The organism is Actinomadura nitritigenes (assembly GCF_017573545.1).
Classification (GTDB): domain Bacteria; phylum Actinomycetota; class Actinomycetes; order Streptosporangiales; family Streptosporangiaceae; genus Spirillospora; species Spirillospora nitritigenes.
The window spans coordinates 1-26,160 of the sequence record NZ_JAGEOK010000019.1; the positions used below are offsets into that span (position 1 = coordinate 1).

General features: G+C 73.3%; 26 protein-coding genes. 15 read left to right on the top strand and 11 right to left on the bottom strand.

The genetic code is table 11. From position 1 onward, the window contains the following. Positions 1-477 precede the first annotated feature (477 nt). From J4557_RS27825 to J4557_RS27835, 3 genes are all read left to right on the top strand, one after another. Entirely contained in the window at positions 478-951 is a 474-nt protein-coding gene (locus tag J4557_RS27825; protein ID WP_208269704.1) for a cyclic nucleotide-binding domain-containing protein, read from the top strand. 331 nt (positions 952-1,282) lie between these two features. After that, the gene (locus tag J4557_RS27830) at positions 1,283-2,128 is read left to right on the top strand and encodes a universal stress protein (RefSeq protein ID WP_208269705.1); all 846 of its coding nucleotides are present in this window, start codon (positions 1,283-1,285) and stop codon (positions 2,126-2,128) included. Positions 2,129-2,169: 41 nt separating this feature from the next. Further along, positions 2,170-2,817 (top strand): CBS domain-containing protein, encoded by a 648-nt coding sequence (locus tag J4557_RS27835; protein WP_243776456.1) that lies wholly within the window; start codon positions 2,170-2,172, stop codon positions 2,815-2,817. 37 nt (positions 2,818-2,854) lie between these two features. Here the strand turns inward: J4557_RS27835 and J4557_RS27840 are convergent, their stop codons facing one another. From J4557_RS27840 to J4557_RS27860, 5 genes are read right to left on the bottom strand one after another with little or no spacing between them, the layout of a single operon-like run. Continuing rightward, complete coding sequence (locus J4557_RS27840) at positions 2,855-3,307, bottom strand: pyridoxamine 5'-phosphate oxidase family protein (protein WP_208269707.1); 453 nt, start codon at positions 3,305-3,307, stop codon at positions 2,855-2,857. Then, a complete protein-coding gene (locus J4557_RS27845; RefSeq protein ID WP_208269708.1) occupies positions 3,304-4,203 on the bottom strand; it encodes a carbamate kinase in 900 nt (299 codons plus the stop codon). The genes J4557_RS27840 and J4557_RS27845 overlap by 4 nt, the downstream gene beginning before the upstream one ends. Next, on the bottom strand, positions 4,200-5,138 hold the full coding sequence (argF, locus tag J4557_RS27850) for an ornithine carbamoyltransferase (protein ID WP_208269709.1): 939 nt from the start codon (positions 5,136-5,138) through the stop codon (positions 4,200-4,202). Before argF ends, J4557_RS27845 begins: the two co-directional genes overlap by 4 nt. After that, a complete protein-coding gene (locus tag J4557_RS27855) occupies positions 5,135-6,343 on the bottom strand; it encodes an arginine deiminase (RefSeq protein ID WP_208269710.1) in 1,209 nt (402 codons plus the stop codon). Before J4557_RS27855 ends, argF begins: the two co-directional genes overlap by 4 nt. A 27-nt stretch (positions 6,344-6,370) precedes the next feature. Beyond that, positions 6,371-7,735: an amino acid permease gene (locus J4557_RS27860; RefSeq protein WP_208269711.1), complete on the bottom strand. Its 1,365-nt coding sequence runs from the start codon at positions 7,733-7,735 to the stop codon at positions 6,371-6,373. A gap of 306 nt (positions 7,736-8,041) precedes the next feature. Here J4557_RS27860 and J4557_RS27865 point away from each other — a divergent pair, with 306 nt between their 5' ends. Both J4557_RS27865 and J4557_RS27870 read left to right on the top strand, forming a co-directional pair. After that, positions 8,042-10,684: a bifunctional acetate--CoA ligase family protein/GNAT family N-acetyltransferase gene (locus tag J4557_RS27865; RefSeq protein ID WP_208269712.1), complete on the top strand. Its 2,643-nt coding sequence runs from the start codon at positions 8,042-8,044 to the stop codon at positions 10,682-10,684. A 140-nt stretch (positions 10,685-10,824) separates the two neighbouring features. Next, positions 10,825-13,515 carry a cation-translocating P-type ATPase gene (locus tag J4557_RS27870; RefSeq protein ID WP_208269713.1) on the top strand — a complete coding sequence of 897 codons (2,691 nt, stop codon included), beginning with the start codon at positions 10,825-10,827 and terminating at the stop codon, positions 13,513-13,515. 106 nt (positions 13,516-13,621) lie between these two features. On the opposite strand, the gene J4557_RS27875 is transcribed toward J4557_RS27870, so the two are convergent. The 3 genes from J4557_RS27875 to J4557_RS27885 form a co-directional block, all read right to left on the bottom strand. Then, positions 13,622-13,876 carry a hypothetical protein gene (locus tag J4557_RS27875; protein WP_208269714.1) on the bottom strand — a complete coding sequence of 85 codons (255 nt, stop codon included), beginning with the start codon at positions 13,874-13,876 and terminating at the stop codon, positions 13,622-13,624. Positions 13,877-13,947: 71 nt separating this feature from the next. Further along, complete coding sequence (locus J4557_RS27880; protein WP_208269715.1) at positions 13,948-14,313, bottom strand: STAS domain-containing protein; 366 nt, start codon at positions 14,311-14,313, stop codon at positions 13,948-13,950. Positions 14,314-14,437: 124 nt separating this feature from the next. Continuing rightward, a complete protein-coding gene (locus tag J4557_RS27885) occupies positions 14,438-14,905 on the bottom strand; it encodes a hypothetical protein (RefSeq protein WP_208269716.1) in 468 nt (155 codons plus the stop codon). A 223-nt stretch (positions 14,906-15,128) separates the two neighbouring features. Between J4557_RS27885 and J4557_RS27890 the strand changes: the two genes are divergently transcribed. The 6 genes from J4557_RS27890 (at position 15,129) to J4557_RS27915 (ending at position 19,024) form a co-directional block, all read left to right on the top strand. After that, positions 15,129-15,332 carry a DUF1918 domain-containing protein gene (locus tag J4557_RS27890; protein ID WP_208269717.1) on the top strand — a complete coding sequence of 68 codons (204 nt, stop codon included), beginning with the start codon at positions 15,129-15,131 and terminating at the stop codon, positions 15,330-15,332. A 258-nt stretch (positions 15,333-15,590) separates the two neighbouring features. Continuing rightward, positions 15,591-16,085: a flavodoxin domain-containing protein gene (locus J4557_RS27895; protein ID WP_208269718.1), complete on the top strand. Its 495-nt coding sequence runs from the start codon at positions 15,591-15,593 to the stop codon at positions 16,083-16,085. Beyond that, positions 16,082-16,945, top strand: coding sequence for a universal stress protein (locus tag J4557_RS27900; protein ID WP_208269719.1), 864 nt, complete (start codon positions 16,082-16,084; stop codon positions 16,943-16,945). Before J4557_RS27895 ends, J4557_RS27900 begins: the two co-directional genes overlap by 4 nt. 123 nt (positions 16,946-17,068) lie before the next feature. Next, complete coding sequence (locus tag J4557_RS27905; RefSeq protein WP_208269720.1) at positions 17,069-17,482, top strand: OsmC family protein; 414 nt, start codon at positions 17,069-17,071, stop codon at positions 17,480-17,482. 71 nt (positions 17,483-17,553) lie between these two features. Continuing rightward, positions 17,554-18,399 carry a universal stress protein gene (locus tag J4557_RS27910; RefSeq protein WP_208269721.1) on the top strand — a complete coding sequence of 282 codons (846 nt, stop codon included), beginning with the start codon at positions 17,554-17,556 and terminating at the stop codon, positions 18,397-18,399. A gap of 172 nt (positions 18,400-18,571) precedes the next feature. Beyond that, positions 18,572-19,024 (top strand): Crp/Fnr family transcriptional regulator, encoded by a 453-nt coding sequence (locus tag J4557_RS27915; protein WP_208269722.1) that lies wholly within the window; start codon positions 18,572-18,574, stop codon positions 19,022-19,024. A gap of 214 nt (positions 19,025-19,238) precedes the next feature. Here J4557_RS27915 and J4557_RS27920 read toward each other — a convergent pair whose 3' ends face one another. Both J4557_RS27920 and J4557_RS27925 read right to left on the bottom strand, forming a co-directional pair. Next, positions 19,239-19,862, bottom strand: a complete 624-nt coding sequence (locus tag J4557_RS27920; protein WP_208269723.1) for a class F sortase — start codon at positions 19,860-19,862, stop codon at positions 19,239-19,241. A 1-nt stretch (position 19,863) separates the two neighbouring features. Next, positions 19,864-20,442, bottom strand: a complete 579-nt coding sequence (locus J4557_RS27925; RefSeq protein ID WP_208269724.1) for a hypothetical protein — start codon at positions 20,440-20,442, stop codon at positions 19,864-19,866. A 318-nt stretch (positions 20,443-20,760) separates the two neighbouring features. Between J4557_RS27925 and J4557_RS27930 the strand changes: the two genes are divergently transcribed. The 3 genes from J4557_RS27930 to J4557_RS27940 are packed head-to-tail and all read left to right on the top strand — an operon-like array spanning position 20,761 to position 23,575. Next, positions 20,761-21,012 (top strand): DUF1876 domain-containing protein, encoded by a 252-nt coding sequence (locus J4557_RS27930; protein WP_208269725.1) that lies wholly within the window; start codon positions 20,761-20,763, stop codon positions 21,010-21,012. Continuing rightward, complete coding sequence (locus tag J4557_RS27935; protein ID WP_208269726.1) at positions 21,009-21,245, top strand: hypothetical protein; 237 nt, start codon at positions 21,009-21,011, stop codon at positions 21,243-21,245. Before J4557_RS27930 ends, J4557_RS27935 begins: the two co-directional genes overlap by 4 nt. A gap of 14 nt (positions 21,246-21,259) precedes the next feature. Then, positions 21,260-23,575: a heavy metal translocating P-type ATPase gene (locus J4557_RS27940; RefSeq protein ID WP_208269727.1), complete on the top strand. Its 2,316-nt coding sequence runs from the start codon at positions 21,260-21,262 to the stop codon at positions 23,573-23,575. Positions 23,576-23,592: 17 nt separating this feature from the next. Here J4557_RS27940 and J4557_RS27945 read toward each other — a convergent pair whose 3' ends face one another. Continuing rightward, positions 23,593-24,915: a nicotinate phosphoribosyltransferase gene (locus tag J4557_RS27945; protein WP_208269728.1), complete on the bottom strand. Its 1,323-nt coding sequence runs from the start codon at positions 24,913-24,915 to the stop codon at positions 23,593-23,595. Positions 24,916-25,257: 342 nt separating this feature from the next. Between J4557_RS27945 and J4557_RS27950 the strand changes: the two genes are divergently transcribed. Continuing rightward, positions 25,258-26,103 carry a universal stress protein gene (locus tag J4557_RS27950; protein ID WP_208269729.1) on the top strand — a complete coding sequence of 282 codons (846 nt, stop codon included), beginning with the start codon at positions 25,258-25,260 and terminating at the stop codon, positions 26,101-26,103. Positions 26,104-26,160 lie beyond the last annotated feature (57 nt).

The following is a 26,160-nucleotide window of genomic DNA, read 5'->3' on the forward strand; positions in this document are numbered from 1 at the left end:
GCCGACGACGACGGCGCGGTGTTCGGGCATGATCTGCATTGACGACCTCCCTCGGTCGCTTCCAGCGTCGCAGCCGCCCGGCCGCAAGATCAGTGCCGAGCGTCCCCCGCCACCGGGACCTTCGGCCCGCTCCCCGCGGTCCCGGTACTCGCTTCCGTGCCACCATCCGGTCCGCGCGGTGTCCGGTACGGTGCAGCCGCCGTATGAAGCCTCCCCGCTGAAACGGGCGCCGAACACGCGCCGGCCGAAACCGCTGCAGCGGTCGAATCCCTTGGCCTGCAGGCCGGCGACACGGGCGCGGGACCGAACGGCGAGCCGGAACGGTCCCGTGCCGACCCGGATACGGGCGGGTCCTTCGGCCCTGTGCGTCGTGCCCGCGCGGGTGGTGGGGTGGTTGGTGGCGGCCGATGCCGCTGATCGGGGACCGTGCCGTTCCGCAGGGCGCGGAGCGTCTCGCAATTGCAGGGGGTGAGCGCGGTGGGCGTACTGACCGGCGAAGAACTCGCTCGCGAACCGTTCCTGCGCGGCATGAGGAAGGCCGATCTGACGAGGCTCGCGACTGCGGGCCGTCGCGTCACGATCCCGGCCGCGCACCGGATGTGCACGCAGGGGCGGCCTGCTGAGCGATTCTGGATCATCGACGCCGGGACGGTGACCGTCGACCTGCAGCTGCCCGATCGGCGTGCGGTCATCGAGACCCTGGGACCCGGGTCCGTGCTCGGGTGGTCATGGCTTTTCCAGCCGCGTCTATGGAGCTATGGGGCCGTCGCGAGCACGAGGGTCGACGCCCTCGAGTTCGACGCCCGGCTGGCGCGCACCCTCTGTGCGGTCGACACGGCCCTCGGGTACGAGCTGACGCGCCGATTCGCGGAACTCGTCGTCGAACGGCTCCACGCCACGCGCCTCAGCCTCCTGGAACAGGCGCCGGCCCCGGCGGGAGCCTCCCACTGACCGCGTGCACCTTCTCCTTGCGGAGCAGGACGGCGTGTTCCCCGCCGCCCCCGCGACCCTCGGCACCGCGCAACGGAAGGCGATCGAGGAGATCCAGGGCGGGCGAGTTCGGCGCTGCGCGGCCGGCCGGGCGCGGCCTGACGCACCGGCTGGTCTCTTCCCGCGGTCGCGCACGAGTGATCCCGGACGTGGCTTTCCTCTTCGCGGGACAAAGGTTGCCCGATAGGAGGGACCTTTGCCCCTGGGGCGGCACTAGCAGGCCATGAAACGTGGGAACAAGCGTTCACGCGGCCTGTCCGTGCCGCTCGCAGAGGTCAATGAGGAGAGATCGATGTCCGCCCCGATCGTCATCGGCACCGATGGTTCCGATGGGGCGGCGCGCGCCCTCGACTGGGCCGCCGCTGAAGCCGTCGTGCGCGGACGTCCCCTGAACATCGTCCATGCCGTCGAGTGTCGGCCGTCCACGACGCCCCATCCGGCGCAGCCCGAGAACGCCGGGCCCATTACCCGGGTGGGCAGGATGCTCCTGGCGGCCGCCCACGAACGCGTCCGGGAGCGGTGGCCGGACCTGGAGACGACGACCGTTCTGGTGACCGGGGAGACCTGGCGGGCCCTGAGAGCACAGTCGGAGAACGCGTTCGAGCTGGTCCTGGGAAGCCGTGGCCTGGGCGAATTCACCGACCTGCAACTGGGGAGCACGAGCCTGCGCATGGCCGAGCGCTCCACCGTCCCGGTGGTGATCGCGCGCGGGGAGGCCGCCCGTGGCGGCGACATACTCGTGGGCATCGACCCGGTGCGAGACGCCGGCGCGATCCTCGACTACGCCTTCGACGCCGCCGTGCTCCACGGTGTCCGGCTCCGCGTCGTCCACGCGTGGCAGACGCTCGCGACCTTCATCGAGGCGGGTTACGCCGACGTCGAGCAGATCGAGGCGGACCTGAGGAAAGCGGTCATCACCGCTTACCAGTCACTGCAAGGGAGATATCCCGAAGTCGACGTCGTCGACGAAATCGTCTTGGAGCATCCGGTGACCGCATTGTCCAAGGCCTCGCGCGAGGCCCGCCTTCTGGTGGTCGGTGCCCGCGACTGGCACTGGACCTCGCCCCAGCTCGGATCCGTCAGCCACGGAGTGATGCACCACGCGCAGTGCCCGGTGGCGGTCATCCCATCCCGCTGAAGGGACTCATGCAGATGAAGCGACCGACCGTGGAGACGGTCATGACATCCGACGTCGTGACGGTGTCGCCCGACGATTCGTTCAAGGACGTGATCACCGCTCTCGCCGACCACGAGATCAGCGGAGCACCCGTCGTGGACGAGGGGGGGCGCCTCATCGGCGTGGTCACCGAGGCGGACCTGCTCCGCAAGGCGGCGGCCGGCCAAGGGGGGCCGGGACGGAGGCAACGCCTTGAGCGGCAGCGGTCCGAGGCCACCACGGCCGGTGAGGCCATGAGCTCGCCCGCGGTCACCACGACCGCGGACACCGCGGTCGCCGAAGCGGCGCGGTCGATGTGCCGCCACGGCTTCAAGCGGCTCCCGGTCGTGGACCCCGACGGCCGGCCGGTCGGCATCGTCAGCCGTGCCGACCTGCTGAGCGTCTTCCTGAGAGCGGACGCGGAGATCCACGACGAGGTGATCCACGAGATCGTCATCCAGAGCCTCTGGCTCGACCCCGCCGAGGTGGAGGTCGACGTGCGCGACGGTGTGGTCACCCTGCGGGGCCGTGTGCCCGTGGCGAGTCTCGTCCCGATCGCCGAACGCCTGACGGCCTCCGTCGACGGCGTCGTCAGGGTGATCAATCGACTGGACTACGACGAGGACGACTCCGCGCGGCCGCACCGGGGCCGCGCGGGCCGGCGGCATTAGGGCTCCCTCCGTGTTCGTCGAGCGGGTCCGGCCTTCGTCAGGTCGGTTCGTCGCGGGGGTCGATGTGCTCGGTGGTGACGCCGCCGGGGTGCAGGGGGATGCGGCGTCCGGTGATCTTTTCGGGGGTGAGGCGGACGAAGAACGGTTCGGGGGCGGGGATCCATGGGGCGAGTGGCAGTGTTTTGAGGCGTTGGATGTCGGTGGGGTCGGTGACGATCTCGGCGGGGCCGGTGGCGATGACGCTCCATGCGGTTCGCAGTGCCGGTTCGAGGTCGTCGGCCTCGAGGGTGAGGGGGCGTCGGGCCTGGATGGCGTCCGTTTTGGAGCCGGGTGCGGTGGTGAACACCAGGGTGGTGCCGTCCAGGATGAAGTTGACCGGCAGGATGGACGCGGTGCCGTCGTCGGTGGCCCAGGCGATCCGGCCGACCGCGACGCTGCGCAGCAGTGTCAGGCAGGCGTCGGTGTCGAGGATCTGGAGTCCGGTGGTCATGGCGCCTCGATTCTGGTGCCCGTGCCGCCCGCGAGCAGGGCGGGCGCGTCGGCGAGGGACCCGATGACCGCGACGGCGCCGGGCCGATGCTCGGCGAAGCGGCAGGCCGCCTCCGCCTTCGGCCCCATGGAGCCGCTCGGCAGGTCCATCGCGCGCAGCCGGTCCGGGGTGATGGTGCCGACAGGACGGGCGTTCACCGTGCCATGGTCGCGCATCACGGCGGGGACGTCGGTGAGCAGCATCAGCGTGTCCGCCTTCAGGCGCTCCGCGAGGAGGGCGGCCGTGAGGTCCTTGTCGACGACCGCCTCGACGCCATGGTGGTCCGGGTCGACCGGCACGCCGCCGCCACCGGCCGCGATGACCACGCAGCCGCCGTCGACGAGCCGCCGCATGGTCGCGAGCTCCACGATGTCGCGCGGTTCGGGGGACGGGACGACGCGTCGCCACATCCGGCCGTCCGGGCGCATCGCCCAGCCCCGATCGTCCCGCATCCGCCTGGCCTCGGCCGGCGTGCAGCCGCGGCCGATGAACTTGGTCGGGTTCCGGAAGGCGGGGTCGGCCGGGTCGACCAGGGTCTCGGTCAGCAGGGCGACGACCTCGCGGCCGGGAAGTGCGCGGCGGAGTTCCCGGATCAGCCAGTAGCCGATCATGCCCTGGGTCGCGGCGCCGAGCGCGTCGAGCGGGTAGGGCGTGCTGAGCTCCGGGTCCGCGGCGCTCTCGATCGCCAGCAACCCGACCTGCGGGCCGTTCCCGTGCGTGACGATCAGCTCGTTGCCCTCCGCCAGCGCCGCGAGGCCGCGGACGGCCTCGCGGACGTGGGCGATCTGGACGGCGGCGTCCAGGGGTTCCCCGCGCCGCAGCAGCGCGTTGCCTCCGAGCGCGGCGACGATCCTCATCGGCGTCCTTCCAGCTGGTCCGTCAGGAGGGCGTAGAGGACGGCCTGGGCGGCCGGGAGCCGGTTGGCGGCCTGCCGGAAGGCCAGCGAACGGCCGCCGTCGATGACGGCCGCGGTGACCTCCTCGCCGCGGTGGGCGGGCAGGCAGTGCATGAACACGGCGTCCTCACCGGCGCGGTCCATGAGGTCCTGGTTCACCTGGTACGCGTCGAACGCGGCGCGGCGGTGCGCGCGCTCTTCCTCGGGATCGCCCATCGACAACCAGACGTCGGTGTACACCACGCTCGCGCCGGCGACGGCCACGGCGGGATCGTGCGTCACGAGGACGCTTCCGCCGTGCCGACCGGCCTCGGCTCTTGCGGACGCGAGGGCCTCCTCGCCGGGCAGGTGGCCGTCCGGAGCCGCGATCGCCATGTCCATGCCGGCGAGCGCCGCGGCCTCCGTCAGGCTGCGGGCGACGTTGTTGGCGCCGTCGCCGACGTAGGCGATCCGGCGGCCGTGCAGGTCGCCGAAGTGCTCCTGGACGGTCAGCAGGTCCGCGACGGCCTGGAGGGGGTGGTGGCCGTCGGTCAGGGCGTTGATCACCGGTATCGGCGCGGCGGCCGCGAGCTCCTCGACGTCGGCGTCGGCGAAGGTGCGGATGACGACCGCGGCGGCGTAGGAGCCCATGACCCGCGCGGTGTCGCCGATGGTCTCCCCGCGCCGCAGCTGCAGCTCGTCCGGCCCGACGGTGACGGGGGCGCCGCCGAGGCGCGCGACCGCCGCCGCCGTGGACAGGCGGGTCCGGGTGGACGGCTTGGCGAAGTACATCGGGACGATCCGCCCCGCGAGCAGTTCGCTTGCGGCGGTGGGATCGTCCTGGAACCCGGCGGCCAGTTTCAGCAGCAGGGCCAGGTCGCGGGCGCTCATGTCGCCGACGCGCAGCAGGTCTTTCACGGGGTCACCTCGTCGCGGTGGAGGGGGCAGGTCATGCAGCGGGGGCCGCCGCGTCCGCGGCCGAGCTCGCCGCCCGGAATGGTGACGACCTCGATGCCGTTGCGGCGGAGCATGGTGTTGGTGGTGACGTTGCGCTCGTAGGCGACGACGACGCCCGGTTCGACGGCCAGGACGTTGTTCCCGTCGTCCCACTGCTCGCGCTCGGCCGCGCGGACGTCCTGCTCGGCGGTCAGGACGCGGACGTGGGCGAGGTCCAGGGCGCGGGCGATCGCGGGGAACAGCGCCTCGTTCTCGTGGACCACGACCTCGTCCGCGCGCCCCGGCGTCAGGGTGTAGGAGCGCAGCGGCGGCAGCTCGGGGTAGACGGTGAAGACGTCCTTGCCGACCATCGTCATGACGGTGTCCAGGTGCATGAACGCCCGCCGGCGCGGCAGCTGCGCGGCGATGACGCGTCCGGCGGCGCCGGCGGTGAACAGGCGCTGGGCGAGCAGCTCGATGGCCTGCGGGGTGGTCCGCTCGCTCATCCCGATCAGGACCAGCCCGTTGCCGAGGACATGGACGTCGCCGCCCTCGATCGTGGGCAGGGCGAAGTCCGCGCCCGGATACCAGATGGTCGGGGGCCGTTCGGCGAACATCGGGTGGAACCGGTAGATCGCGCTGAGATGCAGGGTCTCGCGGCGGCGGGCGGGCTTGGCCATCGGATGCAGCGTCACGCCGCCGTACACCCACGCGGACGGGTCTCGGGTGAACAGGTGGTTCGGCAGCGGCGGCAGGACGAAGTCGCCGTCGTCGAGCGAGGCGAGCAGCAGGCTGTGGACGGCCAGGCCCATCTCCGCCTTCGTCAGCCCGCCGATGAGGTGCCGGGCGAGGGTGTCGGGGTCCATGCCGTCGAGCGCGGCCCGGACGGGGCCGGCCAGCGTCGGGCCGAGCGCGGTCTCGGACGCCGTGTGGTCGAGCACGTGCGCCCGCGCCTGCTCGATCTTGAGGGTCTCGGCCAGCAGCTCGCCGAGGTAGTGCACCTGGACGCCGCGCTCGCGCAGGGTGTCGGCGAACACGTCGTGCTCCTGGCGGGCGCGCTTGGCCCACAGCACCTCGTCGAAGAGCAGGTCGTCCTTGTTGCCGGGGGTGAGGCGGAGGAGTTCCAGGTCGGGGCGGTGCAGCAGCACCTGCCGCAGCCGCCCGACCTCGGAGGAAACGGTGAACACGAATGACGTCCTTTCGGGTGGGGCGGGTCAGGCGGCCTTGGCGGGCGGTTCGGTCCCGCTGCCCACGGCCTTGATCGGTGTGCGGTTCTCCCGGTACTTCAGCCAGGCGTAGACGGGCATCCCGGCGAAGATCAGCAGGGTGCCCTTGTAGACGACCTCGTAGCCGGCGCCGGCGATCGCCCAGACCGAGTAGCCGAACGCCAGCAGCGCGATCACCGCGGCGACGGAGAGGCGGCGCCCGGAGAACGCGGCGCGGTCGGTGGCCAGCAGGACCAGCTCGGCGGCGGCCGCGTAGGCGTACGGGATGACGGTGGTGAGGGTGGCCAGCAGGATGATGAAGGTGAACTGGTCGACCAGGCTGCTGTTGTAGTTCATGACCATCAGCACGGTGACCAGGACGCTGGACACCACGAGCCCGGCGACGGGGGTTCCGCCGCGTCCCGTGCGGGCGAAGAACCGGGGGAACAGCCCGTCGCGCGCCGCGGCGTAGGGCACCTGTCCCTGCAGCAGGATCCAGCCGTTGAGCGCGCCGAACGCGCTGATCGCGGCGCCCGCCGCCACCAGGTCGGCCGCCCAGCCGCCGAACGCGGCGTCCGCGGCGTCCGCGAACGGCGCCGTGGAGCCCGACAGGGCCGCCGCCGGGACGAGCCCGAGGACGGCGACGGTGCCGAGGATGTAGATCAGCGCGGTGACGGCGGTGCCGGCCACGGTCGCGCGGGGGATCGTCTTCTCGGGGTCCTCCACGTCCTCGGCGGGGACGGTCGCCGACTCCAGGCCGATGAACGACCACAGCGTCAGCGCCGCGGCGGCGGTGACCGCCGAGAAGGCGCTGGTCCCGCTCGCGTTGAACGGGCCGAAGTTGGCGGACTTGATGAAGAACAGCCCGCCGACCGCGATGAGCAGCAGCGGCACCAGCTTCACCACGGTCGTCACGACCTGGACGACCCCGCCCTGCCGCACGCCGTACGCGTTGACGGCCGTCAGGACCCAGATCGCCGCCAGGCCCACGCCGGCGGCCAGGGGCTTGTTCGTGCCGAGCGCGTGCCAGAAGTGCGCGAGGTACCCGACGAACGCGACCGCGATCGCCGCGTTCCCGGCCCACACCGCGATCCAGTACCCCCACGCGGTCTGGAATCCGACGAAGTCGCCGAACGCCCGCCGCGCGTAGGCGTACGGCCCGCCGGTCTTCGGGTAGGCGCGGGCCAGCCGCGCGAACACCAGCGCCAGCAGGACGGCGCCGGCGGCCGTGAAGACCCAGGCGACCAGGGAGATGGGGCCGTACTTGGCCAGTGAACTGGGCAGCAGGAAGACGCCGGATCCGATCATGTTGCCCACGACCAGAGCCGAGGCCATCCACAGCCCCAGTCTCCGTCGGGCGGGTTGCGTGCGCATGAGCGCCTCCTCGATGAGCGGCCCGCGTGCCGCGCCATCAGCCGATCACCCGCGACCCCGGCGAGTCGCCGGGCATCGGTCCCGGGCACACCGGACCAAGGTCCCGCGGCGCGGTGGCCGAGGGCCCTTGAGCGGCTCCGGGCGCCCGCGACGCAAGAGCCCCGTCCGTTGCATGGCGGGCGACACGCCGAGCCGGGGCTTGGGCGCGGCCGCCGCGGGCATGCCGCGGTCACGAGGGCCGAAGGTCCCGGGGCGCGGTGACGTTCGGGTGCTGACCCCGCGATCCATCCGTCGGAGGCTGGGCCCATGAGGGCACGAACGTCCACCGGGCAGGTCTACGCGCTCCTGGCCGACGGCACGCAGGTCGAGATCAGACAGCTGACCGAAGCCGATCGCGAGGCGGTGTGCGCGCTGCACCGCGACCTCAGCGACGAGAGCCTGTACCTGCGCTTCTTCGGGCTGAACAGGGGGATGGCCGACCGGATCGCCGATCAGGTCTGCCGCCCGGACGGCTCGGGCCACGCGGCGCTGGGGGTCTGGCTGCGCGGCGAGCTCATCGGCATCGCGGAGTACGAGCCGTCCGACGCGCCCGGCGAAGCCGAGATCGCGATGGCGGTCGCCGACAGGATGCACCATCGCGGTGTCGGCACCCTGCTGCTGGAGCACCTGGGATCGCTGGCCCGGGAGAACGGGATCGTGGCGTTCCGGGCCGACACCCTGGCCGAGAACGGCCCGATGCTGCGGGTCTTCGCCGATGCGGGCATGCCCGCCAAGCGCCGCGCCTCATCGGGCGTCGTCGAGATCACGATGCCGCTGGTGTCCGATGAGCATTACCTGGACGTGGTGGCCGAGCGCGAGCGGAGCGCCGACGTCGCCAGCCTCCTGCCGCTGTTCAGGCCCCGTGCGGTCGCGGTCGTCGGCGCGAGCCGGCGAGCGGGCACGGTGGGCGCGTCCGTCCTGCGCAACATCGCGGCGGGCGGCTACGCGGGGCGGCTCTACGCGGTCAATCCGCACGCCGCCGGCACCGAGCTGCACGGAGTGCCGTGCGTGGCCGCGGTGTCCGACCTGCCGGGGCCGGTCGACCTCGCCGTCATCACCGTCCCGGCCGACGCCGTCACCGGCGTGGCGGCCGAATGCGGGGCCTTCGGCATCCCGGCCGTCGTCGTGATCACGTCCGGGCTCACCGCCGACCAGGGCGGCGAGCTGCTGGCGGCCTGCCGGGAGCACGGCATCCGGCTCGTCGGCCCCAACTGCCTCGGCGTGGCCGACACCGGCACCGAGCTGGACGCGACCTTCGCGGCCCGCCGCCCCGCCCCCGGCGTCGCCGGGGTGGCGGTGCAGTCGGGCGGCGTCGGCATCGCGCTGATCGATCACCTCTCCCGCCTCGGCATCGGCGTGTCGTCCTTCGCCTCCCTCGGCGACAAGTACGACGTCAGCGCCAACGACATGCTCATGTGGTGGGAGTCGGAGCAGACCACGCGGCTCGGCCTGCTGCACGTCGAGTCGTTCGGAAGCCCGCGCAAGTTCGCCCGCACGGCGCGCCGGGTGGCGTCCCGCATGCCGCTGCTGACGGTCCTCGCGGGACGCTCCGGCCCGGGCACGAAGGCGGCGGCGTCGCACACGGCCGCCGCCGCCACGCCGGAGGCCACCCGCCGGGCCCTGTTCGAGCAGGCGGGCATCGTCGCGACCGACGACCTCGGCGAGCTGGTGGACGCGGCCGCGCTGCTGGCGAGCCAGGCGCCGCCCGCCGGGCCGCGCGTGGCGGTCGTGTCCAACGCGGGGGGCGCCGGCGTCCTGGCCGCCGACGCCTGCGTTGACGCCGGACTCACCGTCCCGACCCTCGGAGCGGCGGCGCGCCGCCGGCTGACCGCGGTGCTGCCCGCGTGCTCCTCGGTCGCCGATCCCGTCGACACGACCGCGGCCGTCTCCGCCGAGACCTTCCAGCAGGCGATCCGGCTGGTCGCGGCCGACCCGTCGGTGGACGCCGTGCTCGCGGTCGTGGCGCCGACGGCGCTGGCGGATCTGACGAGCGCCCTCGACGGCTGCGCCAAACCGGTGGCCGCCGTGGTCCTGGGGCAGCCGGAGACCGTGCTGATCTCCGATCAGGGCGTTCCCTGCTACGCCTACCCGGAGAGCGCCGCTCGCGCCCTGGCGCACGCGTGGTCCTACGCCCGGCGCCGCGACCAGGCCCCCGGCCTGCCGCCCGAGCTGCCGGGGCTGCGTGCGGGCGAGGCCGCAAGGCTCATCGGCGGTTTCCTGGCGGACGTACCGGAGGGCGGCTGGCTGCCGCCCGTCCAGGCGTTCGAACTGCTGGAGCTCTACGGGCTGCCCCTCGCGCCGTGGCGCTGGGCGTGCGGCGAGCAGGAGGCGATCGCCGCGGCGGACGAACTCGGCGGTCCCGTGGTGGTGAAGGCCGACGTCGAGGGCGTCCTGCACAAGACCGCGGCCGGGGCCCTGCGACTCGACCTGCGCGGGCCCGAGGACGTCCGCGACGCGTACCGGGCGCTGGCCGACCGGTTCGGGGACCGGCTCCGGGGGGCGATCGTGCAGCGGATGGCCGCCGAGGGCGTCGAGGTCCTGTGCGGCGCCGTCCAGGACGACGTCTTCGGCCCCGTCGTGATCTTCGGGGCCGGCGGTGTCGACACCGAGGCCCTCGCCGACCGCACCGCGCGGCTCGCGCCCCTCACCGAGAGGGAGGCCGGCGAACTGGCCCGCGAGCCGAGGGTGTCCGCGCTCCTCGCCGGTCATCCCGCCCGGCCCGCCGGTGATCTCCCGGCGCTGCGGGACGCGCTGCTCCGGCTCTCCCGGCTCGTGGCCGATCTTCCGGAGATCGCCGAACTGGACCTCAACCCGACGATCGTCCGGCCGGACGGCGTCGTGGCCGTCGACGCGCGCATCCGCCTGGCCCCGGGCCGCGTCTGGGATCCGTACCTCCGCCGCCTCCGTTGATCTCGGCGCTCTTCCGGGCGGCGGTTCCCGCGGGAGTTACCCCGGTTTCGGCGGGGGTACGGCCTGAAGGACCTTCGGCCCGCCGCACGCCCGGCGTTCGGCCCTGACCCGCTGATCACGGGGTGACGAGCATGAGATCCATGGCACATCATTCCGTCGCGCGTCCCGAGTCGAAGCCGGACGCGGCGGCCGCGGCGAACCCCGAGGAGCCGCTGCCGCTGCTCCGCAAGGAACTCGGAACGGGGGACCGCGGGCTGTCGGCGCGCGAGGCGGCCCGCCGGCTCGCGGTGTACGGGCCGAACGAGGTGCGCCGGCACGAGAGGACGTCGTTCGTCCGGCTGCTCGCGGGCCAGCTGGCGCATCCGCTGGCGCTGCTGCTGTGGGGCGCCGGCGCGCTCGCCTTCATCGCCGGGATGCAGGTGCTGGGGTGGGCGATCCTCGCGGTGATCCTGGTGAACGCGGCGTTCGCGCTCCTGCAGGAGCACCAGGCCGAACGGGCCGTCGAGGCACTGGCCGCCTACCTGCCCGAACAGGCCCGAGTCGTCCGGGACGGCCGGCGCCAGGCCGTCGACGTCGCGGAGCTCGTCCCCGGTGACCTGGTGGTCATCGAAGAGGGCGACAAGGTCCCCGCCGACGCCCGGCTCACCGACGGCGCGCTGGAGCTGGACATGTCCATGCTCACCGGGGAGTCGGCCCCCGTCGAGCGCGTCGCGGCCCCGGGGCAGGAGGGGATCGCGCTCCTGCGCGAACCGAACCTGGTCTTCAGCGGGACGACCTGCACCGGGGGAGAGGCGCGGGCGATCGTGTTCGCCACCGGCGGGCACACCGAGCTCGGCCGCATCGCGGCGCTCAGCCAGCGCGCCCCGCGCCAGGACAGCCCCCTGGAGAGCCAGGTCAAGAAGGTCGCCTGGCTGATCGCGGGCGTCGCCATCGGCATGGGCGTCGTCTTCCTGCTGATCGGCGCGCTGGTCGGCCTCCCGCTGCGGGACGCGCTGATGTTCGCCATCGGCCTGCTGGTCGCCAACGTCCCCGAAGGTCTGCTGCCCACCATCACGCTCGCCCTGGCGGTCGGCGTCCGGGTCCTGGCCAAGCAGGGCGCGGTGGTCAAGCGCCTCAGCGCGGTCGAGACCCTCGGGTCGACGAACGTGATCTGCACCGACAAGACCGGCACGCTCACCCAGAACCGGATGCGGCTGCACACCTTCTGGACTCCGGACGCCGGAACGGTCACGGCGTCGGAGGACCGCCCGCCGCCGCCGGACCTGGCACAGGCGATCACCGACTGCACGACGGTCTCCCGTGGCGAGGACGGCGCACTGCAGGGGGACCCGACCGAGATCGCCCTCTTCGAGGGCGCGGGCCCGGACGTCGCCGAGCGGCTGGCCGACCGGGATTCCCGCCGCCGCGCGGTCTTCCGCTTCGACGCCCGGCTGCGGCTGATGTCCACGGTCGCGGAGCGGGACGACCGGCTTCTCATCTCCGTCAAGGGCGCCCCGGAGTCGGTGCTCCGCCACGCCGACCTCACCGATGATCAGCGGACCCGGATGCTCGCCGCCGTCGACGAGCTCGCCCAGAAGGGCCTGCGGGTCCTCGCGGTGGCCGTCCGTGAGCTGCCCTCCGGGCGGCAGGTGCCGGAAAAGCGGGAGGACGCAGAGGAGGACCTGCGGCTGATCGGGCTGGTGGGCCTGTACGACCCGCCGCGTCCCCAGGTCGCCGCCGCGGTCCGCCGCTGCCACGATGCGGGCCTGCGCGTCCACATCGTCACCGGCGACAACGGGACCACGGCTGCGGCCGTCGCCCGGGAGGTCGGCATCGGCGTCCCCGAACTGCGCGTGGTCGCCGAGTCCGAAGAGGTGCACGACCACGAGCTGGACGAGCTGCTCACCGGCCCCGCCGAGATCGTCTTCGCCCGCTCCTCCCCGGAGACCAAGCTCAAGGTCGCCGACGCCCTGCGGGCCCACGGGCAGATCGTCGCGATGACCGGGGACGGCGCCAACGACGCCCCGGCCCTGCACCAGGCCCACATCGGCGTCGCCATGGGACGGTCCGGCACCGACGTCGCCCGCGAGGCGTCGACCATGGTGCTGACCGACGACAACTTCGCCACGATCGTGACGGCGATCGAGTCCGGGCGCCGCGTCTACGACAACGTCCGCAAGTTCATCCTCTACATCTTCGCCCACGCGATCCCGGAGATCGTTCCCTTCCTGATCTTCGCGCTCAGCGGAGGGCTCGTCCCTCTGCCGCTCACCGTGCTGCAGATCCTGGCGATCGACCTCGGCACCGAGACGCTGCCCGCCCTGGCGCTCGGTCGCGAGCCGGCCGAGCCCGGCATCATGAGCCGCCCGCCCCGGCCGTCCTCCCAGGGCGTCATCTCCCGGGACATGCTGATCCGCGCCTGGGGCTACCTCGGCCTGGTCTCCGCCGTGCTGGTGATGTCGGTCTTCTTCTACGTGCTGTGGCGCGCCGGCTGGCATCCCGGTGACGCCACAGGTTCCGGCACGGCCCTCCACCACGCCTACCTGGCGGCGACCACGGCGACCTTCGCCGGGCTGGTCACCTGCCAGATCGGCACCGCCATGGCGTCCCGCACCGACCACGCGTCGCTGCGCCAGGTCGGCCTCACGTCCAACCCCCTGCTGCTCGCGGGGATCGGCTTCGAACTCCTCTTCGCCGCGGCCCTGATCTACCTCCCGCCCTTCCAGCACCTCTTCGGCACGGCGGCCCTGCCTGCGGACGTCCTGGGCATCATCGCCGTGTTCCCCTTCATCGTCTGGGGCACCGACGAACTGCGCCGGTGGTTCCGCCGCCGCCGCGCCGCGGCCGGCTGAGCGGTGTGCCACTCGCGTGGAGTCGGTGCGAGCGGTCGTGCGCGCCTGGGCGAGGAGGCGTGGATCCGGACCGCGGCCGAGGCCGGGGCGTCCGGCATCGGGCACGTCAGGGGAGGCGGATGTCCCGTCCCTTCTTGAGGACGCATGCCAGGACGCCGGTGCCGCGCATAGCGGCGCCGAGCCATGCCGCGATGCCCGAGAGGACGTGGGCCGTCCGGCCGGAGGTCTCCTCGGCCGTCAGAGCGGTGAGCCGGCCGGCGGGGATCAGGGCGACGATGGCGGCGACGAACAGGAACGCGACGCCCAGTAGCGGTCGACCAGGGCGCCCGGTGGCGTGAACTTGTCCAGGGCGTTCGAACACCCACGGGATCGATCACCAGGCTCAGCCCAAACAGCAGCGTCGAGCGAGGCCCAGGGTCTCGATCACCGTGATCATGCCGGGCGCCCGCCTCCGGTCCGCTCGCCCACGGGGAAGCGCCGGTCGAGGCCGGTGATGCGCAGGATCCTGCGCAGCAGCGGCGGGGCGTCGGTCAGCGTGAGGCCGCCGCCGCGCCGCATGGCGATCTCGTCGGCGGCGACCAGCGCCTGGAGGCCGGTGGCGTCGCAGAACGTGAGGTCGCGGGCGTCGATCTCGACCCGCGGTGGGCCGTTCTCGATGATCTCGGTGAGCAGGCCTTCCAGGTGCGCGGCCGTGAGGATGTCGAGCTCTCCGGCCACGGCGACGCGTTGGGGCGACCCGGGCCGGACCGTGGTCCGAAGCTGCGTGGACGGCGTGGGCCGTCCGGTCGTCATGTTCATGGAATCGTCTCCTGTCCGCTCGCCGCGCGGCTTTCTCAAGCCTCTGACGAGGGGCGGAGCCGGCTCCAGGGACCAAAGTCCCCTGCGCGTCCGTGGAAGTCCGGGATCTCGGGCGCCGGGGGCGTCACGCGTCCGCGTCCCGGAAGGGCCTGTCCGGTGCCGGCCGGCGGCCGGCCGACATCCGCGTCGCCTGCGTTCCGAGCTGCATGAGCATGGAGGTCACCAGGCTGTCGAGCCAGCCCAGCGCGCCGGAGCAGGCCAGCCGGGTCTCCACCGGGCCGGAATGCTCGCTCAGCGCGGGGATCAGCAGGCGCGCCTCCTCGGCCAGCGGCGCCGACACCGACGCGAGGATCTCGTCCCGCAGACGGTCGAACAGCCGGCCGATCCGGCGGTCCTCCTCCTCGTCGTGAGGACCGGCGTGCATCTCCTCGTCGAGCATCGTGAGCCGGCGCCAGGCACGCAGCAGGCGCGCCGGTGCGATCACCCTGCCGCCGGTGCGCCGCGCTTCCTCGGGTCCGCCGATGAGAATGACGATCTGTGAGATTCGCGGCGTGTTCGTGCCCGCCGCCTCCTTCATGCGACCTGCGTTCACGGTTGCTCGCCCCCTCGGTCGTGCCTGACTCCGCTCTCCCTTCCATTGCAGCCGCGGCGTGGGGGCGGGAACAGGGCCGTAGGGCCCGTTCCGGCCCGCGCGGAGCCCGGGGGACGTAGGCACCGATGAAGCCGGGACCTTCGGCCCCTGCATCCGGGAACCGCCCGTGACCACGCTGGAGGTGTCGGTGAGAACCGGCCGACGGGCTGACGAAGGAGACGACATGAAGGCGAACAAGGGCGACTGGGTGATCGTTCGCGGCCACCAGGTGGGGGAGCCGACCCGCAAGGCGCTGATCCTCGACGTGCACGGCCACGACGGCGAGCCGCCCTACGTCGTCCGCTGGGACGACGGTCATGAGAGCACCTACTACCCCGCCTCGGACGCCGTGATCGAACAGCACGCGCCGAGCGGCGCGCACGGCTGACGAAGCCGTGCCTCCACGCCGGCACCGGCCGCCGCCGGGCGGTGCCGGCCGCGAAGCGAGCACGGAACGAGGTGACCGCGATGCCGGCGGGCACGCTCCTACTGGGCATTTCGATGATCGTTCTGGTGGTTCTCGGAGTGACGTTCCTCGTCGCCGTCTTCTATCTCGCCGGCCGCGGTCCGGGCCGCCACGACGACTCCGACGACAGGCCCTACCGAGGGGCCTGAAGGGCCGCCCCGGGCAGTGAGGGGAGAGACCATGAAGGTGCTGGTGGCGTACGCGTCCGAACGCGGGGGCACCGCTGAGATCGCCGAGTGGATCGGCGCCGAACTGCTGCGCACGGGGGTGGACGCACAGGTCAGCCCGGCCGGGGACGTCACGACGCTCGACGGCTTCGACGCCGTCGTCCTCGGCGGCGCCCTCTACGCCGGGCGCTGGCACCGGGAGGCGCGCCGTTTCGCCCGCCACCACGCCGGGGCCCTGGCGGATCGGCCGGTGTGGCTGTTCAGCAGCGGTCCCCTCGACCGTTCGGCCGAGGAGCGGGAGATCGCCCCGGTGCCGGGCGTGGCCAAGGTCGCCCGGCACGTCGGCGCGCGGGGGCACGCCACGTTCGGCGGCCGGCTCGACCCCGGTGCCCGCGGGTTCCTGGCCTCCCGGATCGCCCAGCGGGCGAGCGGCGACCACCGCGACCGCGACCGCGTCCGCGCATGGACGGACGCCATCGCCGACGACCTGAGGGCGGTGAGCGCATGAACGGCATCGTCGTCGGGGTCGACGGATCCAAGCAGAGCCTGCGCGCCGTGGACTGGGCGGCGGACGAGGCGGTCCGCCGGAACGCCCCGCTGCGGATCCTGTACGTCGTCACGCCGTGGCTGTTCGACGTGCCCGTCGACCCCCGGGCGGGGGCGATGCGGGCATGGCTGCTGTACGGCGGTGAGGACATCGTCGGATACGCGGTCGACCGGGCGGGCGAACGTGCCCCCGGCCTGGACGTCACAGGGGAGCAGATCGGCGGGCAGGCCGCCGAGCTGCTCGTCGACAGGGCCCAGGACGCGCTGATGCTCGTGGTCGGCTCCCGCGGCCGAGGAGGCGTCGGAGGGCTCGTCCTGGGGTCGGTGGCGTTCCAGGTCGCCTCTCACGCACGCTGCCCGGCCGTCGTCGTCCGCGACGCGCCGTCCGAGGAGTACGGCGAGGTCGCGCTCGGCGTGGACGGTTCGCCGGCCTCCACGGAAGCGGTCGGATTCGCCTTCGGAGAGGCCTCCGTCCGCAGAGCCCGGCTGCATGCCGTGCTCGCCTGGCCGCACCCGATCTCGACGGGCCCCGGAGACATGCAGCCCCTGGTCTATGACCCGGAGGTGGTCACGAAGGGGGAGGAGCGCGTCCTCAGCGAATGCCTGTCCGGATGGCGCGCGAAGTTCCCCGACGTCGAGGTCGTCCCAGAGGTCGTCCACGGCCGCGCCGCACCGGCGCTGGTACGCGCCTCCGAGCAGGCGGACCTGCTCGTGGTGGGTTCGCGGGGGCGCGGCGGATTCACCGGACTGCTGCTCGGATCCGTCGGCCACGCGATGCTGCACCGCTCCCGGTGCCCCGTCGCCGTGGTCGCCCCCGCCTGACCGCCGAGACGGGTCCTCCAGCCCTCCCGGGCGGGACCTTCGGCACTCATGCGACGGTGTCTCCCCAGGTGAGGCTATAGGTGAAGGGCAAACGACGAAACGAATGAGGGAGGCGACCTCCCGATGCAGGAGATCAGGGTCGTCCACCGTGAGAACGACGCCTTCACCGTGCTCATACGGGACCACGTGATCGGCGTGGACCAGCCGTACACCTCGGGAGGCATGGACGCGGGCCCGACACCGGTCGAGCTGTTCGTGGCGGCCCTGGCGGCGTGCGCGGCGCACTATGCCCGCCGCTACCTCGCGGGACGCGCGCTACCGGCCACCGGACTGGAGATCACCGCGGACTTCACGATGAACCCGGGCGTCCCCGCCCGCGTCGCGCGGGTCCGCCTCCACCTGCGTCCCCCGGTCGACCTCCCGGCGACGGCGCTGAAGGGCCTGGAGGCCGCCGTGGCCAGCTGCACCGTGCAGAACTCGATACTCGACCCGCCGAAGGTCGACTTGGACGTGCTCGGCGCCGTCCCGGCCGTCTGAGCGGGCGGATCACGGCGGCGCTCCGCCCCCGGGACCGCGGCCGCGGTACCGGCAGATCGTGAGGAGGGGACATGAGCCACGTGCTCGTCGGCTATGACGGCGGTACCGGCAGCGAGCAGGCCCTGCGGTGGGCGGTGGAAGAGGCGCGCATGCGGCGCGTTCCGCTGACCGTCTGCCACGTCTGGCGCTGGCCGTACCCGATCACCTACCTCGACCCCGAGGGCGTCGGGATCGTCAAGCGCATGGGCGAGCACCTGCTCGACAGCGGTGTGGAGCTCGCGCGGGAGATGGCGCCCGCCCTGCAGGTGCGCAAACGCTTGATGGACGGGAGCGTCTACCCCGCGTTGCTGCACGCGAGCGAGGACGCCGACCTGATCGTGGTCGGCTCGCACGAAACGGGCGAGCTTCCCATCGGCTCGACCGCGTTGCAGCTGCCCGCGCGGGTACGCCGCCCGGTCGTGGTCGTCAGGTCCGCCGGCGCGCACCACCGCCGCGTGGTCGTGGGCGTCGACGGGTCGCGGTCCGCGGACGCGGCGCTGGCGTTCGGCTTCGAGCAGGCGGCTCTGCGCGGCTGGGAGCTGCGCGCGGTCTACGGGTGCTGGGAGCCCGGTGCGGCCCCGGACGGGGACCTGTCGCTCTTCGCCGACGAGGACAAGCTCCGGCACGTGTGCGGCTCCGTCCTGGAGCGGGCGGTCGCGCCGTGGCGGGTGAAGTACCCCTACGTCGAGGCCGTGACCGAGCTGATGCTCGAGTCGCCCCGTGACGCTCTCTTCGGAGCCGCCGAAGGCGCCGCGCTGGCCGTGGTCGGCCAGCGCGGGACGGGCACCGTGGAGCACTTGACGCTGGGAGCGACGAGCCACGCGGTGCTGCAGCACGCCGCCTGTACCGTCGCCGTCGTCCCCCGCCCTGTCGAGTGAACGGACCGCCGGTGAACGTCCGGGCCGAGGGCAGACCCTCTCGGCCCGGACGTGTACGAGCGGCCCCGCGCCCGCGCGCGCCGGGCCGAAGCAGACCGACGACGAGGCCGGGGGGTGAGCGATCATGGCCATGGTGACGGGGGAACTGGCGCGAGAGCCTTTCCTGAGCGGCATGCGAGGTACGGATCTCGGCAGGCTGGCGACCGCCGCTCGGCTCACCGCCTTCCCGGCGGGCCGCCGCCTGGCCACCGAGCTCGAACCGGCGGAGCGGTTCTGGATCATCCGCGACGGGACGGTCGCTCTCGACTCGCGCCTGCCCGGGGGCGGCTCCGTCCCCATCGACGCGCTGGGCCCCGGCGCGGTCGTCGGATGGTCGTGGATGTTCCCGCCGTACCGGTGGCGGTTCGGAGCGGTGGCGAGCACACCCGTCGAAGCCGTCGAGTTCGACGGGCGGCTGGTCCGGGTCCTGTGCGCCGTCGACCCCTCGCTCGGCTACGAGCTGACGCGCCGCTTCGCGGAGGTCATGGCCGATCGGCTGCGGACGGCGCGAACCCGGCTCCTGGCCCCTTCGCCCGGCACGGACCGGAGTACAGGGCCGTCTGAGCACCGGAGCGTGGACGGGTGAGCGGCATCGGCCCCTCCGCTCGGCGGTCGCCGGGCGACCGTCAGTAGTCGGTGAGATCGGCGGTACGGGGACGGCCGGTCGTCGACGGCGGCGGTGAGCCGGTTGTCGACGGCGACGATACCGTCCACGGCGGAGGCCGTGCGGGGTCGTGAAGGTCCGGCCCGCCAAGGGTCCCGCGGCACAGCGCGGGCGCTGTGCCGCACGCCGGGCCCGGTCACGTCATGGTCCATCCGACGAGGACCCCGTAGACGATGATGTTGTCGTTGTAGCTGTGCTTGGCCGGGTTGAAGGTGCCGCCGCAGGTCATGAGCCGGATGGTGGGGTCGGTGGTCGGGCCGTAGACGCGCTTGGTCGGGAAGTGGGCCTTGGGTACCTGTTCGAGGGCGGTGACCTGGAATACCGCGGTGCGGCCGTCCTGCCGGGTGACGCTCACCTGGGCGCCGGGCTTCAGTTTGCCGAGGGCGTAGAACACCGCCGGTCCCGAGGCGCGGGTGTCGACGTGTCCGTAGAAGGCGGCGGGGCCGCGCTCGCCCGGTGCCGCACCGCCCTTGTACCAGCTGGTGAGGTGCGGCTGGCTCAGTGAGGGTTCCTGGACGGTTCCGTCGGTGTTGAGCCCCAGGGCGAGGACGGGGGCGTCCACGCCGATGGCGGGGATGCGGATGCGGACGGGCACCGATCTGGGCATGGGTGTGGCGGGGCGTGGGTGGAGGGTCGTGCTCGGGCTGGTGGACGGGTGCGGGGGAGGGCCGGCGCGGTGGAGGCCGAACACCACCAGCAGCGCTCCGATGGCGACGGCGGCGGCTGCGATCGGCAGCCACCTGCCGCCCCATCGGCGCATGTCATTCACCGCCTTCGCGGCGGCGCCGCAGCGCCAGCACGCCCGCCACGGCGCCGAGGCCGATCAGGGCGACGCCGCCGGTCAGCAGCGGGTTCGCGGCCGAGGTGGCGCCGCCTCCGGTCTGCGGCGGGCCGGACGGGGTCGGGCCGGAGGGGGTCGGAGCGGGACTGGCCTGCGTGATCAGCAGCGAGGTCTGCGCGCTGATGGTGGTCCCCTCGCAGCGCAGGTTGACCGCGTACCGGTCGGGCCTGGCGGCGGCGAGGGTCTGCACGGTCAGCCGGCCGGTGCCGTTGAGCGGGTGCCGCCCGAAGGCGTTGGAGCCGACGGTGGCCTTCGCGGTGCCCTGCGGGCAGAACGCGGTGACGGTGACCTGGGCGCCGCCCGCCGGCACCGTCGAGGGAGTGATCGCCACCCGCGCGGTGGGCGTCGGCGTGGTCGGCTCAGGAGTCGTCGGTGAGGGAGTGCCGGGGGTCGTCGCCGGCGTCGTGGGGGCGGTGGTCGTCGGGGTGGGGGTCGGGTCCAGGGGGGTGAGCGCCAGGAGCGCGATGAACGCGTGGACCACGGAGCCGCTGATCAACATGATCTTTCCTTCCGCGTGCCCTGCGGCACGGTTGGACGGGGGGTTCCTGCTCTCAGTGCAGGCGCCGTCCCGTCGCGGAAGCAGAGGCGGAAGGCGCCTTCCGCACGGGACCTTCGCCCCGCTCGCCGGGGACCCGGCGGCTCCCGTCCCAGCGCCTCGGGGCGGCGGGATGCGGTGGCCGAGGCCGTTTCGGCCGGTCAACGGTCCTGACGCACGACGGGTCGTTGGTCGTCCGGGCGAGGGACGTTCGCCCCTGGGGCGGCCGGAGGCGGCCGCCGAGCATGGGATTTGGAGGCCAGCCAGGTGAGGAGGTTCACCATGGAGACCAAGCAGTGGAGCGTGGAGCTCTACATCAGCGAGGACGCCACCGACACCGACGTGCGCGCGGTGCTGTTCACCGGCCGTGAGCAGAAGACCACCGGGCACGGGCACGCCCGCCGCAATCCGGCCGACCGCCGGATACCGGAGATCGGCGACGAACTGGCCGTCAGCCGGGCGCTGGCGGACCTCGCCGACCGGCTCCAGGGACTCGCGAGCGAGGACATCGCCGAACTCACGGGGCCGATGTGAGAACCGAGGTCCCCGGAGCGTCCGGGACGGGGCACGGCGGGGCCGCACACCGCGGGCCGCGCCGGCGTCCGCATCTCGCGGTGCCCGCCGTCGCGACGGCGGGCACCGCGACGGCTCTCTGGCTGGGAGCGTCCCTGAACGCCGTTCTGTGGGGCGCGATCGTGCTCGCCGTCGCGCTCGCCGTGTCGCGGCTCGTGGTGGCGGTGGACGCCGCCCGCCGGGCCCATCGCTGATCGTGGGAGGGCGGATGGACGTCATCGACGGGCTCAGGCGCCGTGCTTCGGAGCTTCTCTTCATCGCCGCCGCGCTGGGGCTGGCGGTGGGCGCGGCTCTGCGCTGGGCGGGGCTGCCGGGTCCTGGTGACGACGCCTGGGCGCTGGTCACCGTTATCGTTCTCGTCCCCGCCGCCTGGTGGGTGCTGGACGGGCTGCTGCACCGCAGGTTCGGCAGCGACGTGATCGCCCTGCTCGCCCTGGCGGGCACGCTCGCCGTCGGCGAGCCCCTGGCGGGCGCCGTGATCGCGGCCATGATCACAGGCGGTCGGCTGCTGGAGGAGCGCGCCGGACGCCGCGCCCGCCGGGACCTGGGGGCGTTGCTGTCGATGGCGCCGCGCGTGGCGCATCGCCGTGGCGCGGACGGGCTGGAGACCGTCGAGGTCGAACGGGTCCGTCCCGGGGACCGGCTGCTCGTCCGTCCGGGCGAGGTGGTCCCCGTGGACGGGCAGGTGGAGCAGGGGCCGGCGGTGCTGGACGAGTCGACGCTGACCGGCGAGCCCGTCCCGGTGGAGCACGCCGAGGGGGACGGCGTGCGCAGCGGAGCCGTGAACTCCGGGAGCGCGTTCGGGCTGCGGGCGACCACCGACAGCCGCTCCAGCACCTATTCGGGGATCGTCCGGCTGGCCCGCGAGGCGGCGGCGGAGAACTCCCCGTTCGTGCGGCTCGCCGACCGCTATGCCGCGTTCTTCCTGCCGGCGACGCTGGTGCTCGCGGGGGCGGCCTGGTGGGCGGCCAGGGATCCGGTCCGCGCCGTGGCGGTGCTGGTGGTGGCCACCCCCTGCCCCCTGATCCTGGCCGCGCCGATCGCCTTCGTCTCCGGGCTGTCGCGGTGCGCGCGCAGGGGAGTGGTCGTGAAGGGCGGGAGCGCGCTGGAGCGCCTCGCCGAAGCCCGGGTGCTGCTGTTCGACAAGACCGGCACGGTCACGGCCGGGCACCCCGCCCTCACCGAGGTGGTCACGGCTCAGGGCCGGACCGCCGAGGACGTTCTGGGGGCGGCCGCCGCCATCGACCAGGTGTCCCCGCACGTGCTGGCGACCGCGATCGTCGGCGCGGCCCATGATCGCGGACTGCGGCTCGCCGCCCCGTCCGGGGTGACGGAGGAGCCCGGCAAGGGTGCGCGTGGGGAGGTCTCGGGTCACGAGGTGAGCGTCGGAAAGGCCGACTGGGCGGGGGAGGGCGACCCGGCCTGGGTCGAGCGCATGCGGGCCCGTGCCGCCGCGCGCGGCATGATCACCGTGTTCGTCGGCGTCGACGGGCGGCTCGCGGGGGTCCTGCTGCTGCGCGACACGGTCCGTCCCGACGCGGCCCGCACCTTCCGGCTGCTGCGCAGGGCGGGGATCGAGCGGACGGTGATGGTGACCGGCGACCGGCCGTCCGTCGCGGGACCGATCGCCGAGCTGGTGGGCGCCGACGCCGTCCACGCGGGGCAGACCCCCGAGGGCAAGGTCGAGATCGCGCGGGCCGAGACGGCCCGCGCCGCCACGGTCATGGTCGGTGACGGCGTCAACGACGCCCCGGCCCTGGCGGCGGCCGGCGTGGGCGTCGCGCTCGGCGCCCGCGGCGCGACGGCCGCCTCCGAGACCGCCGACGTCGTGATCACGGTCGATCGCCTGGAGCGGCTGGCCGAGACGCTCGCGATCGCCCGGCGGACCCGTTCGGTCGCCCGGCAGAGCGCCCTGCTCGGCATGGGGCTGTCGCTGGTGGCCATGCTGGCCGCCGCGTTCGGCTACCTCGCCCCGGCGGTCGGCGCCCTGCTGCAGGAGGGCATCGACCTCGCCGCCATCCTCGGCGCCCTGCGCGCGCTCGGCCCCGGACGCGACAGCAGGCCCCGGCTGCACGGAGACGAGGCGGATCTCGTCCGCCGGCTCGACGACGAGCACCGGGCCCTGCGCCCCCGCATCGACGGGCTTCCCGACCTCGCCGAGAAGATCGCCGGACCGGACCTCGGGACGCGCGACGCCGCGCTCGACACCGTCGAGAGGCTCCTGCGCGACATCGCCGACCACGAGCGCCGCGACGAGGACCAGCTGTATCCGGCCGTGGCCCGCGCCCTGGGCGGATCGGACCCGACCGGGGTGATGAGCCGCGGCCACACCGAGATCGCCGACCTGACGCGCCGCATCGGCCTGCTGGCCGCCGAGCTGCGCGACCGGCCGGACTCGGAGGGAACGGCCGCCGACCTCCGCGCGACGATCCAGGAGCTGCACGCCGTCCTGCGGCTGCACTTCGCGCAGGAGGAGGAGAACTACTTCGTGCTCGCCGACGACCCCACCCCGACCGCACGGTGACGTCGCCCGGCGGCCTCTCACCGGCCCTGGCGGGAGATCAGCTCCTCGCGGAGCCTGTCGCGGGCTCGCCGGAGGCCGTCGCTGAGGCGGACGGCACCGGTCTCCGGAGCCCGCAGCCGGGTGACCTGCCCGGGCAGCGCCGCGAGTTCGCCGGCGAGGCGGTCCCGGACCGCGGAGAGCGGCTCGGAGACGATCGTGCGCCCGCCCCGCATCACCGGGACGAGCAGAGGCTCGGTGCCCGGCGGCGCGGGCTCGTCCCGCAGGGAGACGGTGTCGCCCTGCGGCCCGCGGTGCACCTGCTTGGCGCCGGGTGCGGTGGCCTTGCCGGCCGACAGCTTCATCACGTGCCGGTCGCCGTAGGAGACGAGCTTGTACGCGCTGTCGAGGACCGGGGCATCGGCGGAGACGCCCATCTTGGTGCCCACGCCGTAGGTGTCGATGGGGGCGCCGCGATCCGCGATCTCGGCGATCCGGTACTCGTCGAGCCCGCCGCTGGCCACGATCCGGGTCTGCGTCATGCCGGCCTCGTCCAGGATGCGCCGGGCCCCCACGGCCAGCGCACCGAGGTCTCCGGAGTCGAGCCGGACACCGGGCAGGTGGTGAAGGCCGGCACGCCGGGCCACGCGTATCGCGGTTCTGACCCCGTCCAGGGTGTCGTAGGTGTCCACCAGCAGTGTCGAGCGGTCGGGGAAGTCGCCGACGAAGGCCGCGAAGGCGTGCTCCTCGTCGGAGAACGCCTCGATGTACGAGTGGGCCATCGTCCCGGCCGCCGGGATGCCGTGGCGGCGGGCGGCTTCGACGTTGCTCGTGCCGGCGAAGCCGGCGATGTGGCTTGCGCGCGCGACGGCCATGGCGGCGTCGACGCCCTGCGTCCGGCGGAAGGAGAAGTCGATGACGTCCGCGCCGGCGGCGGCCTGGACGCAGCGGACGGCCTTGGTGGCGATCAGGGACTGGAACGTGACGTGGTTGAGCAGGACGGTCTCCACCAGTTGCGCTTCGATGATCGGTGCGGTGACCTCCAGGAGGGGTTCACCGGCGAAGACGACCCGTCCCTCCGGCACCGCCCACACGTCCCCGGTGAACCGGAGGTCCTCCAGCGCCCGAAGCGTGCTCCTGCCGAATCGCTGCTGTCGTTCCAGATAGTCGATGTCCTCTGGAGCGAACCGGTAGTCCTCGAGGAACGACAGGCAGTCGGCCAGCCCGCAGGCGACGAGGAAGCCGCGATCGGCGGGCAGGCGGCGGACGAACAAGCTGAAGGTCGCCCGCTCGGTCATCCCGTGCTGGAGATAGCTCGCCGCCATGGTCAGCTCGTAGAGGTCGGTCAGCAATCCACCGGTCATACCCTCCTCCCTTCCCTCTGGGAAGGCTTCTGACCAGGTTCTAAGCCGCGCCCGCGCCGCTCGGTGGCGGCCGCGCTTCACACTTCAAGAGTTCGTCAGGTTTTCGCCGGCCTATAGGGACCGCGTTCGGCGATGGCGCCTACGGCCCCGACCCGGCGCGGTTCCCCGACCGCGGCCCGACGTCCCGTGCGGCGGTAAAGGACCTCCACGCTGGGAAGGCCCTGAACTGGGGGACCTTCGCCCCTAGGGAGTGATCGGCCGCGCCGGTGACGCTGGAGTCGAGACCGCACGCAGAGCCGCGGGGGCACCGGCGTCCGCGATGCGCATCACCGAGGAGGGAACATGTCCGAATCGATCGTCGTCGGCGTCGACGGGTCAGAGTGCGCCGACCACGCCATCGACTGGGCCGCCGACGAAGCCGTCCGCCGCAACCGGCCCCTGCACATCGTCCACGCCGTCGACAGCAGCCCGTACCGCGCGCCGCTGTTCGCACCGCCCGAGACGATCGAGCGCCTGACACGGCTCAGCCATCGCGTCCTCGACGAAGCACGGGAGCGGGTCCGGCAACGGCACCCGGAGCTGCAGACCACGACGCTGCTGGTGGCCGAGTACGCGCCCAAGGCCCTGATGCGCGAGTCGGAGAAGGCCTACGAACTCGTGCTCGGGAGCCGCGGGCACGGCGGTTTCTCCAGCATGCTGCTCGGCTCGACGAGCCTGCGGATGGCGGCTCGCACGACCGTCCCGCTCGTCATCGTCCGCGGCGACACCGACGCCCAGGGCGAAGTCGTCGTCGGTCTCGACCTGACCAAGGAGGAGGAGACGACCCTGAGCTACGCCTTCGACGCCGCCGCCCTCAACGAGGCCCGCCTGCGGGTGGTCCACGCCTGGCTGATGTACCCCACCTACATCGAGGCGGGGTACGCCCCCGACGACGAGAAGGTCGAGGCGGAGATCCGGAAGCAGGTCGCGACCGTGATCGCGCCGTGGCGCGCCAAGTATCCGCATGTCGAGGTGGTGGAAGAGGTCCTCATCGAGCACCCCGTGGCCGCGCTGACCAACGCCTCCCGCAGCGCCCGCCTGGTGGTCACCGGCGCGCACGAGCGCAGCTGGACCGCGCCCCGGCTCGGTTCGATCAGCCACGGGGCCATCCACCACGCGCACTGCCCGGTCGCCGTGGTCCCCCGCTGAACCGGCATCCCGGATCAGGGCCGGCCCCCCTCGACGGCGGGGCGGGCGAGATCGCCC